Raw genomic sequence first — 10,507 nt, 5'->3', positions numbered from 1 at the left:
CGTCCACGGTGACCGCGACGACGGTGCGGCCCCGCCGTTGCTGCTCGACCGCGGTCGCCGGGCCGGCGGCGGCGACCGCGACCACCCGGCCGGCGACCGTGCCGGTGACCCCGCGGCCCACGGCTGCCCGGAACCCCGCCACCGGGGACGTCGCGAGCCCCCGCTCGCGGGCCGCGGCGACCAGCGCGCGGCCGACCGGGTGCTCGCTGGGCTCCTCCACCGACGCGGCGAGCGCCAGCAGCTCGTCCTCCGTCGTGCCGGGGGCCGGCCCGGTGGCGACGACGGTCGGCGTGCCGTCGGTGAGCGTGCCGGTCTTGTCGACCACCACGGCGCTGACCTGGCCCAGCCCCTCCATCGCGACGGCGGAGGTGACCAGCACCCCGCGCCGGCCGGCGGTGGCGATCGCCGACAGCAGCGGCGGCATGGTCGCCAGCACCAGGGCGCACGGCGAGGCCACGACCATGAAGGTCATGGCCCGCAGCAGCGCGTCCTGCAGCGCCGCGCCCAGCGCCAGCGGGACCGCGAAGACGGCCAGGGTGGCGGCGACGACGCCGACGGCGTAGCGCTGCTCGACCTTCTCGATGAACAGCTGGGTGCCGGCCTTGGTCTCCGCGGCCTGCTCCACCAGGGCCCCGATCCGGGCGACCACGCTGTCGTGCGCCGGCCGGCCCACCTGCACGACGAGCGCGCCGGTGCCGTTGACGGTGCCGGCGAACACCGAGTCGCCGGGGTGCCGGTCCACCGGCATCGGCTCCCCGGTGATCGAGGCCTGGTCGACCTCGGAGGCACCCTCGACCACCCGGCCGTCGGCGGGCAGCCGGTCGCCCGGGCGCACCAGGACCCGATCCCCGACCTGCAGGTCCGCGGCGGGTACCCGCCGCTCGCCGTCACCGGTCAACAGGGTCGCCTGCTCGGGCGCGAGGTCGGTCAGCGCCGAGACGGCGTCGCGGGTGCGCCGGGTCGCGAAGGCCTCCAGCGCCCCGGAGGTGGCGAAGATGACGATGAGCAGGGCGGCGTCCAGGGCCTGGCCGATCGCCAGCGCGCCGGCCGCGGCCAGGACCATCAGCAGGTCGACGTCCAGGGTCCGTGCGCGCAGCGCCTGCCACCCACCGACGGCCGGCTCCCAGCCGCCGGCGCCGCAGCAGGCCAGGTACGCGGCCCAGGTGAGCGCGGCGGGGGCACCGGCGAGCTGGAGCACGAGGCCGAGGACGAACAGGCCCAGCGACACCGCGGCCCAGCGCACCTCGGGCAACGTCGCCGCCACCCGGATGCCCGCGGCGGGCCGGAGCGAGCGGGAGGGGGTCCGGTCCAGGGTCGCGGTCACCGGTGGGACAGTACCTGCGCATACGTGAAGGTGTGCAGGTGTGCACCCCCGCGGCGTCGGGCACGACGTGGCCGTGGAGGAGCGCGCGGAGGAACTCGCCCGGCGGGTGCACGCCGGCCAGGTCGACAAGGCGGGCGAGGACTACGTCACCGCCCACGTGGCCGACGTCGTGGCGCGGCTGGAGCCCGACGACGAGGTGGGCCGCACGGTCGCCTGGCTGCACGACACCGTCGAGGACGGCCCGGCCGGCACCCGCGACGAGCTGGTCGCGCAGTTCCCCGACCAGGTGGTGGACGCCGTCGACGCGCTGACCCATCGGCCCGGCGAGGAGCGCGCCGCCTACTACCGGCGGGTGGCGGCCAGCCCGCTGGCGCTGCGGGTCAAGCACGCCGACCTGGGCTCCAACACCGACCCCGACCGGCTCGCCCGCCTCGACCCGGCCACCCGAGAGCGGCTGGAGGACAAGTACCGCACCGCACGGGAGGCCCTCGGCCTCTGACCGGCGACTGGCAGGGTGGGGGCGTGTCCGTCGCCGCTCTCGTCCTCGCCGCCGGGGGCGGCTCCCGTTACGGCATGCCCAAGGCGCTGGCCCCGCTGCCGGGCGGCGAGCTGTTCGTCGAGCGGGCCGCGCGCACCGCCCGCGCGGCCTGCGACCCCGTGCTCGTCGTGCTCGGCGCGGCCATGGTCGAGGTCTGGCAGCGCGCCGACCTGCACGGCGCCACCGTGGTCGGCAACCGCGACTGGGAGACCGGCATGGCCTCCTCCCTGCGCACCGGCATCCAGGGCCTGCAGGCGCTCGGAGCCGGCATCGAGGCGGCCGCGGTGATGCTCGTCGACATCCCCGGCACCACCCCGGAGGTGCTGCACCGGCTGCTGCCGCACGCCGCCCCGGACGCCCTCGTCGTCCCCGTCTTCGACGGCGTCCCGGGCCACCCGGTGGTCCTGGGGCGGGACCACTGGGCCGGTGTCGCCGAGACCGCGACCGGCGACGAGGGGGCGCGGGCCTACCTGCGTGGCCACGAGGTCACCGAGGTCGACTGCACCGGGCTGGGCGACCCCACCGACCACGACACGCCGCGCGCGTAACGTCGGCGCCGTGATCGCCGCCATCAGCGACCAGCCGCTGGACGTCGCCGCCCACGAGGCCGCCGTCGCCCACCCCGCGGCCGGGGCCACCGTCAGCTTCGCCGGGGTCGTCCGCGACCACGACGGCGGGAAGTCGGTCACCGAGCTGGAGTACGTCGGACACCCGACCGCGCAGGCGCTGGTCGAGGAGATCGCCGCGGAGTTCGCCGCCCGGCCCGAGGTGCACGCGGTCGCCATCAGCCACCGCGTGGGGCTGCTGGGCATCGGTGACGTCGCGCTGGCCTGCGCGGTCTCGGCCAGCCACCGCGGCCAGGCGTTCACCGCGTGCGCCGAGCTGGTCGACGAGGTGAAGGCCCGGCTGCCGATCTGGAAGCGGCAGGTGTTCACCGACGGCGCCGAGGAGTGGGTGGCCTGCCCCTAGGCTGTGCGCAGCCTGAGGGGGTGGCGGTGGTCGCGGAGGCCGGCACGAGCGTGCTCGAGGGCATGCCCATGGGCTTCGTGCAGATCGCCGCCGACTGGCGGATCACCTACGTCAACGCCGCGGCCGAGCGCGCCTTCGGTCGCCGTCGCGGCGACCTGCTGGGCCGCAGCGCCTGGCAGGCCTTCCCCGGCAACGAGGAGAGCCCGCTCGGCCGGGCCTACCGCCGGGTCGCCGCCACCCGCCGTCCCGAGGTGCTGGAGTCCTTCTCGACCGCGCGCGGCACCTGGTTCGAGGTCCGGTTGGTGCCCGCGGAGGGCGGCCGGGTCAACGCCTTCTTCACCGACAGCACCGCCCGGCACCGCGCCCAGGAGCGGCAGGCGGTGCTGGCCCGGGTGAGCACCGAGGTCGCCGACACCCCCGACGCCGTGCAGACCATGAGCCGCATCCCCCGCGTGCTGGTGCCGGTGCTCGCCGACTGGGCCGTGGTCACCGTGCTGGACGACGACGGCCGGCCCCGCGACGTCGGCTGCTGGCACGCCCGCGCTGAGCTGCGGCCGGTGCTGGCCCGCTACAGCGAGCTCCGGCTCGGCGCGCTGCCGGTGACCTCGCCGCTGGTCCGGTCGATGCACACCCAGGAGACGACGCCGGTCACCGCCGCCGAGGTCCACGACAGCCTGCCGCCGGGCGAGGCCCGGGACCTGCAGCGCCGGCTGGCCACCGGCGGCGGCCTCCACCTGCCCCTGCTGGGCCGGGGCCGCACGCTCGGCGTCATCACGCTGTGGTGGCAGGAGGGGCGATCGCCCGACGCCGAGGACCTGGCCGCCGCGCGGGAGGCCGCCGAGCGGATCGGGCTCGCCCTGGACAACGGCCGCCTGTACCGCCAGCAGGCCGCGCTCGCCGAGGAGCTGCAGCGCAGCCTGCTGACCCAGCCCGTGCAGCCGGCCGGCGCCGAGGTCGCCGTCCGGTACACCCCGGCCGCCGAGGCGGCCCGGGTGGGCGGGGACTGGTACGACGCCTTCCGGTCGCCGTGCGGGGCGATGGTGCTGGTCATCGGGGACGTCGTCGGCCACGACACCGCGGCCGCCGCGGCCATGGGCCAGCTGCGCGGCCTGCTGCGCGGCATCGCCACCTACTCCGACGCCGGTCCGGGGGAGGTGCTGCGTGGGCTGGACGCCGCGATGCACCTGCTGGCCTTCCCGACGCTGGCCACCGCCGCCGTCGCCCGGCTGACCGAGGACGGCGCCGGCGGGGCCGAGCTGGTGTGGTCCAGCGCCGGGCACCTGCCACCGCTGGTGGTGGGGCCGGACGGCGCGCTGGCCGAGGCCTTGCCGTGGCCCGGGGACCTGCTGCTCGGGGTGGACAGCGGGGCCCGGCGGACCGAGCACCGCGTCGCGCTGGCGGCGGGGTCGACCGTGCTGATGTTCACCGACGGGCTGGTGGAGCGGCGCGACGAGGACCTCGACACCGGCCTGCACCGGCTGCGCGGGACCGTCGCCGAGCTGGCCGAGCGGCCGCTGGCGGAGCTGTGCGACGAGGTGGTCGACCGGCTGGTGCACGGCCGGCCCGACGACGACGTCGCCCTGGTCGCCGTCCGCCTCGCCTGACCCCGCCGGGCCTCCTGCGCCGGAGGTGGCCGGACATCCCCCACGGTGTGCGCACGGCGCAACGGCCGGCCACCGTCAGGGACGTCGGGCCACCCTGGCTGCGGGCGCCCGGCCCACCGCAGCGCCCCGGGCGGGTCAGTCGTGGGGGACGGTGCCGTCGTGGAAGGTGGTCGCGCCGACGCTGCGCGCCTCGACGTCGTCCAGCCGCTCGCGCACCCGCTGCGCCACCTCGACGTCCCCGGCCGGGCTCGCGGTGGTCAACCGCTCGGCCCCGGCGACCGCCGGTGTCCCCACGACGGCGTCCACGAGCCGGGTTCGGGTGCCCGGCGGCAGGTGGCCGGGCTCCACGTGCAGGGCCGCGACGGCGGAGTCGCCGTCGGCCAGCACGTCGGCGCTGGCGACGACCCGCCCCTCGGCCTCGACCTCGACGTGCTGGGTGTCATCGGGTGCGTCCACGGCGTCTCCCACGGGTTCCGGCGGTCTCGGGAACGGCGGCGCGACGGTGCACCACGAGCAGCGTCCCGGGGCACCGGACCTGCGGCAACCCGGACCGGCGCGTCGGGGCGGGAGAGGTCAGTGCGGGCCCGGTCGGTCCCCGTGCTCGCCGGCCTCGAGGGCCTCCTCCTCGGCCTCGCCCTCCAGCCGGCGGGCCTCCCCGGCCGCCTCGGCCGCGGCGTCGCCGTGCGACTCGCCGTAGACCTCCGTCGCCCGGCCCACCAGCTCCTCGGCCTTGGCCTTCGCCTTGTCGAACACGCTCATCGCCGGTTCCTCCTCATCGGTGCACGCCGTCGCGGATCTCGCCGACCAGCTCCTCGAGGATGTCCTCGAGGGCGACCACGCCGACGACCTGACCAGCATCGACGACGGCGGCCAGCTGCGCTCGGTCGCCCTGCATCGTCTGCAGGGTGCTGCGCAGGTCGCTGCCGGCGTCGACGCGGGGGAGCGGGCGCTGGATCCCGGCCACCCGGACGTCGGGCTCGCCGTCGGCGACCAGCACGTCCTTGACGTGCACGTAGCCCGACAGCTCGCCGTCGGTGACCACCGGGAACCGCGAGAACCCGGTCGCCGCGGCGGCCCGCTCGACGGCCTCGGCGTCGTCGGCGGGGGAGAGCACGGTCAGCTCGGCGCGGGGGATGAGCACGGTGCGGGTCTCCCGGTCGGACAGGGTCAGCGCGCCGGTGAGCAGGTCGTGGTCGGCGTCGTCGAGCAGACCGCCGGCGCGGGACTCGTCGATCAGGCCGGCCACCTCGTCGCGGGTGAAGGAGCTCGCGACCTCGTCCTTGGGTTCCACCCGCAGCAGCCGCAGCACCGCGTTGGCCAGCGCGTTCAGCACGTAGATGACCGGCTTGAGCACGGCCACCACGGCGGCCAGCGGTGGTGCCAGGGTCAGCGCCGCGCGGTCCGGGCCGGCCAGCGCCAGGTTCTTGGGCACCATCTCGCCGATCACCACGTGCAGCGCGACGACGACGGTCAGCGCGATGACGAAGGAGATCGGGTAGACCGCACCCTCGGGCACGCCGACCGCGTCGAACACCGGCTCCAGCAGGTGGGCGACGGCGGGCTCGCCGATGGCGCCCAGGCCCAGCGAGCAGACGGTGATGCCCAGCTGCGCGCCGGCCATCATCATCGAGACCTGCTCCATCGCCCGCAGCGTCGTGCGGGCGCGCCGGCTGCCGGCCTCGGCCAGCGGCTCGACGGCGGACCGGCGGGCGGAGATCAGCGCGAACTCCGCGCCGACAAAGAAGGCGTTGGCGGCCAGCAGCACGACGGCCAGCCCCACGCCGAGCCAGTCACCCACGGTCGGCCCCCTGCTCGTCGTCCTCGGCCGGGACGGGGACCAGCTCGCCCACCCGGGCGCGGTCGACCCGGGCCCCCTCGACGGCGGTCACCTCGACCCACACGCCCCCGGGGTGGCCCTCGGCCTCCTCGGCGAACTCCGGCGGGAGCACCCGCTCGGCCTCCACCCGGTCACCGACCTCGGGGATGCGGCCCAGGTGGTGCAGCACCAGCCCGCCGACGGACTCGTAGTGCCGGTCGGCCGGCACGGTGAGGCCGGTGGCCGCGGCGACCTCGTCGGGCCGCAGCAGCCCCGAGACCGACCAGGTGCCGTCGCCCAGGTCGAGGACGTCCTCGGTGCCGACGTCGTCGTCGTGCTCGTCGGACAGGTCGCCGACCAGCTCCTCGACCAGGTCCTCGATGGTGACGACGCCGTCGGTGCCGCCGTACTCGTCGACCACCACGGCCATCTGCAGGCTGCTGCGGCGCAGGTCGACCAGCAGGTCGTCCAGCTGCCGGGAGGTCGGCACGAACAGGGCCTCGACCAGGACGTCGGCGACCAGCACGGTGCTCCGGTCGGGCCGGGGGACGGCCAGGGCGTGTTTCACGTGGACCAGCCCGACGACGTCGTCCACGCCGTCCGGGCCGGTGACCGGGAACCGGGAGTGCCCGGAGTCGCGCGCGGTGGACAGCACGACGGCGACCGGGTCGTCGGAGCGCACCGTCGTCATCCGGACCCGGCGGGTGGCGGCGTCGTTGGCCCGCAGCTCGCCGAACGCCAGCCCGCGCTCCAGCAGCGCGGCGGTGCCGGCCTCGAGCGTCCCGGTGCTGCCGGACCGGCGGACCAGCGACGTCAGCTCCTCGGCCGAGCGGGCCGAGGCCAGCTCCTCCTGCGGCTCGACGGAGAAGACCCTCCGCAGGATGCCGTTGGCCCACCCGTTCAGCGCGCGGATGACCAGCGCGGTGCCCTTGGTGAACCCGCGCTGGAAACCCGACACGGTGCGGGCGACCTCGTAGGGCTTGCTGATGGCCAGGTTCTTGGGCACCAGCTCGCCGAAGACCATGGTCAGCGCGGTGGCCAGCACCAGCGCCAGGGTGATCGAGACCGAGCGGGCGGCCGCGCCGGAGAGCCCGGCGGACTCCAGCGGGCCGGCCAGCAGCGCGGCGATCGAGGGCTCGGCGACGAAGCCGATGGCCAGGTTGGTGACCGTGATCCCGAGCTGGGCGCCCGAGAGCTGGGTGGACAGCGTGCGCATCGCGGCCAGCACTCCGTCGGCACCCCGCTCGCCGTCGGCGGCGCGGCGCTCCACCGAGGCGCGGTCGACGGTGACCAACGAGAACTCGAAGGCGACGAAGCCGGCGCAGGCGGCGACCAGGAGCAGGCCGACGAGCACGAGCAACCACTCGGTCATGCGGGCACCCGCCGACGGTGGACGGCGGGTCGGGGACTGTGAGGCAGCGAGCTCACGAGGGGGGTGTCAGCCTCCGGCGAAGGGGGGCAGCACGTCGACGACCGCCCCGGTCGGGAGCACCAACGCACGATCCCTGGTCGAGGTTCCGTCGACCAGGAAGGAGCACGCGGTCAGCACGCGCTCCAGTTTCGCACCGTGGTCGGCCACGATCTGCCCCACCAGCTCCTCCAGCGACGTGGCGTCGCGCACCTCGGTGTCGGTGCCCACGGCGGCACGGGCCCCGGCGAAGTAGCGGACGGTGACCTCGTTCCTGCCCGGCACCGTCAGCCGCCGATGGCCGACATCGGCCGGCTGGGCTGCAGGAACGAGGGGTCGTCGATGCCGTGGCCGGGCAGCTTGGTCAGCGTGGCGATCCGCCAGCGGTCGGCCAGCTCGGCGTCGGTGGCGCCCTCGCGCATCGCCGTGCGCAGGTCGGACTCCTCGCGCGCGAACAGGCAGTTGCGGATCTGGCCGTCGGCGGTCAGCCGGGTGCGGTCGCAGGCGCCGCAGAAGCTGCGGGTGACCGAGGCGATGACCCCGACGGTGAGGTCGGTGCCGTCGACCAGCCAGCGCTCGGCCGGCGCCGCGCCGCGCTCCTCGACGTCGGGGACGAGGGTGTGCGTGGCGGTGAGCCGGGCCAGGATGTCCTCGGCGGTGACCATCTCGCCGCGGGTCCAGGCGTGGTGGGCGTCCAGCGGCATCTGCTCGATGAACCGCAGCTCGTAGCCGTGCTCGAGGCAGTACTCCAGCAGGGGGACGGCGTCGTCCTCGTTGATGCCGCGCAGCAGCACGGCGTTGACCTTCACCGGCGTCAGCCCGGCGTCCTTGGCGGCCTGGAGCCCGGCGAGCACGTCGGGCAGCCGGTCGCGGTGGGTGAGCTGGCGGAACCGCTCGCGGTCCAGGGTGTCCAGGCTGACGTTGAGCCGGTCCAGGCCGGCCTCGGCCAGCGCCGGCGCCATCCGGGACAGCCCGATGGCGTTGGTGGTCAGGCTGACCTCGGGGCGGGGGAGCAGCGCCGTGGTGGCCGCGACGATGCCGGTCAGGCCGGGGCGCAGCAGGGGCTCGCCGCCGGTGAACCGGACCTCGCGGATGCCCAGCTGCTCGACGCCGATGCGCACCAGCCGGACGACCTCGTCGTCGGTGAGCTGCTCGACCTTGGGCAGCCACTGCAGGCCCTCGGGCGGCATGCAGTAGCTGCAGCGCAGGTTGCAGCGGTCGGTCAGCGACACACGCAGGTCGATGGCGGTGCGGCCGTGCCGGTCGACCAGCCCGCCGCTGCCCGGGACCGGCGCGGGCGCCCGCACGACGGGGTCGGGGAGCGGGCTGGGCGTCGTCACCCGCCCGACTGTAGAGCGCTGAATCACCCCACCCGGCAGCCGCGTGCGCCCGGTCACACCCGGTTCCGCAAGTGCGGTCGCATCGCCGACCTGACGCCGCAGCGGCGGGTTGCACAGGGTTGCGACGCCCCGACCGGCGCGGTCCCGGAACCGGCTGGACGCGGTCGTTAGCATCGGCAACGCCACCCGGGAACACGGCAGGCCCCCCTGTCTCCGCCTGTGGCCAGAGAGTCGAGACCGATCCCGTGCGCAACCCGTTCGCGCCCTACGGCCGCATCTTCGCGGTCCCGGGTGCCCGTTCCTTCTCCTTCGCCGGGTGGCTCGCCCGGGTGCCGATGTCCAGCATGGGCCTGGGCTCGGTGCTGATGGTGGCCGGCGAGACCGGCAGCTACGGCCTGGCCGGCGCCGTCTCCGGCACCCTCGCGCTGGCCTTCGCGGTCGGCAGCCCGCAGTGGGCCCGCGGCATGGACCGGCTCGGCCAGGGCCGGGTGCTCGCCGTCTCCGCCGCGGTCTACCTGCTGCTGGGGCTGACCTTCGTCGGCGTCGTGGTGGGCGGGGCGCCACGGTGGTCGTGGTTCGTGCTCGCCGCGCTGACCGGTGCGGCCGCCGCCAACGTGGGCTCCGCCGTCCGGGCGCGGTGGGCGCACGCGCTGCCCGGCGCCGACGCCCGGCAGACCGCCTTCGCCTTCGAGTCCGTGGTCGACGAGGTGGTCTTCGTCGTCGGGCCGCCCACCATCACCTTCCTGGCCGCGCTCATCGCGCCGCCGGCCGGCTTCCTGGTCGGCCTAGGCGTCGGCATCGCCGGGACGGTCTGGCTGTCCCGGCAGACCGCCACCCAGCCCCCGGTGCACCGCGCCGCGCCCGGGACGGGGCGGTCCGCCACGTCGGTGCTCAGCCCCACCCTGCTGGTGGTGGCGATCGCCTACCTGGCGGTGGGCACGGTGTTCGGCGCGATGGACGTCGTGGTCGTCGCCTTCGCCCAGGAGCAGGGCCAGCCGGTGATGGCCGGGGTCGCGCTGGCCGCCTACGCCGGCGGCAGCCTGGTCTCCGGGCTGCTGTACGGCATCCTCACCCTCCCCGGGTCGCTGCTGGCGCGGTTCGTCGGCTGCGGGCTGCTGTTCGGCGTCGCCACCCAGACCCTGTTCCTCGTCGGCTCGGTGCCGGTGCTGGTGGTCGCGGTGTTCCTCGCCGGGCTGACCATCGCGCCGGTGCTGGTGTCGGGCATGTCGTTGGTGGAGTCCCGCGTCTCGCGCGCCGCGCTCAACGAGGGCCTCACGTGGACGTCGACCGGTCTCACCCTCGGCGTCACGGCCGGCGCCGCGGTGGCCGGGGCGGCGGTCGACGCCTGGGGCGGCCAGCAGGCGTTCCTGGTGCCCGCGCTCGGCGCCGCCGCGGCCGGCCTGCTGGCCCTGCTCGGCGGCGTGCTGGTCCGCCGCCCGGCTGCGAGCGACCCCGCACCCGCCGAGGCCGCCCGGCGCGACGAGGTGTCCCGCACCCCGTGATGGTCG

12 protein-coding genes are annotated in these 10,507 nt (G+C 76.0%); 5 read left to right on the top strand and 7 right to left on the bottom strand.

The window, feature by feature from the left end; translation table 11 throughout:
- On the bottom strand, positions 1-1,324 hold a 1,324-nt coding region (locus tag NH342_RS12420), incomplete at its 3' end, for an HAD-IC family P-type ATPase (protein WP_308200648.1).
- Positions 1,325-1,364: 40 nt separating this feature from the next.
- Between NH342_RS12420 and NH342_RS12415 the strand changes: the two genes are divergently transcribed.
- Genes NH342_RS12415 through NH342_RS12400 form a run of 4 tightly spaced genes read left to right on the top strand, consistent with a single transcriptional unit; the run spans position 1,365 to position 4,435 of the window.
- Entirely contained in the window at positions 1,365-1,823 is a 459-nt protein-coding gene (locus tag NH342_RS12415; RefSeq protein ID WP_253015189.1) for an HD domain-containing protein, read from the top strand.
- Between the two features lie 23 nt (positions 1,824-1,846).
- Complete coding sequence (locus NH342_RS12410) at positions 1,847-2,410, top strand: NTP transferase domain-containing protein (RefSeq protein WP_253015188.1); 564 nt, start codon at positions 1,847-1,849, stop codon at positions 2,408-2,410.
- A gap of 10 nt (positions 2,411-2,420) precedes the next feature.
- The gene (locus NH342_RS12405; protein WP_253015187.1) at positions 2,421-2,831 is read left to right on the top strand and encodes a molybdenum cofactor biosynthesis protein MoaE; all 411 of its coding nucleotides are present in this window, start codon (positions 2,421-2,423) and stop codon (positions 2,829-2,831) included.
- A gap of 20 nt (positions 2,832-2,851) precedes the next feature.
- Positions 2,852-4,435 (top strand): SpoIIE family protein phosphatase, encoded by a 1,584-nt coding sequence (locus tag NH342_RS12400; RefSeq protein ID WP_253015186.1) that lies wholly within the window; start codon positions 2,852-2,854, stop codon positions 4,433-4,435.
- Positions 4,436-4,570: 135 nt separating this feature from the next.
- Here the strand turns inward: NH342_RS12400 and NH342_RS12395 are convergent, their stop codons facing one another.
- From NH342_RS12395 to moaA, 6 genes are all read right to left on the bottom strand, one after another.
- A complete protein-coding gene (locus NH342_RS12395) occupies positions 4,571-4,891 on the bottom strand; it encodes a hypothetical protein (protein ID WP_253015185.1) in 321 nt (106 codons plus the stop codon).
- 117 nt (positions 4,892-5,008) lie between these two features.
- Complete coding sequence (locus NH342_RS12390; protein ID WP_253015184.1) at positions 5,009-5,194, bottom strand: hypothetical protein; 186 nt, start codon at positions 5,192-5,194, stop codon at positions 5,009-5,011.
- 13 nt (positions 5,195-5,207) lie between these two features.
- Complete coding sequence (locus NH342_RS12385) at positions 5,208-6,233, bottom strand: hemolysin family protein (protein ID WP_253015183.1); 1,026 nt, start codon at positions 6,231-6,233, stop codon at positions 5,208-5,210.
- The gene (locus tag NH342_RS12380; protein WP_253015182.1) at positions 6,226-7,623 is read right to left on the bottom strand and encodes a hemolysin family protein; all 1,398 of its coding nucleotides are present in this window, start codon (positions 7,621-7,623) and stop codon (positions 6,226-6,228) included. The genes NH342_RS12385 and NH342_RS12380 overlap by 8 nt, the downstream gene beginning before the upstream one ends.
- 66 nt (positions 7,624-7,689) lie before the next feature.
- Positions 7,690-7,944 (bottom strand): MoaD/ThiS family protein, encoded by a 255-nt coding sequence (locus tag NH342_RS12375; protein WP_308200647.1) that lies wholly within the window; start codon positions 7,942-7,944, stop codon positions 7,690-7,692.
- Positions 7,945-7,946: 2 nt separating this feature from the next.
- On the bottom strand, positions 7,947-8,999 hold the full coding sequence (gene moaA / locus NH342_RS12370) for a GTP 3',8-cyclase MoaA (protein WP_253015180.1): 1,053 nt from the start codon (positions 8,997-8,999) through the stop codon (positions 7,947-7,949).
- 245 nt (positions 9,000-9,244) lie between these two features.
- Here moaA and NH342_RS12365 point away from each other — a divergent pair, with 245 nt between their 5' ends.
- Positions 9,245-10,501, top strand: a complete 1,257-nt coding sequence (locus NH342_RS12365) for an MFS transporter (protein ID WP_253015179.1) — start codon at positions 9,245-9,247, stop codon at positions 10,499-10,501.
- The last annotated feature ends 6 nt before the right edge of the window (positions 10,502-10,507 follow it).

The organism is Klenkia sp. PcliD-1-E (genome assembly GCF_024124375.1).
Taxonomy (GTDB): domain Bacteria; phylum Actinomycetota; class Actinomycetes; order Mycobacteriales; family Geodermatophilaceae; genus Klenkia.
This window is presented reverse-complemented; position numbering and strand designations above follow the sequence as displayed.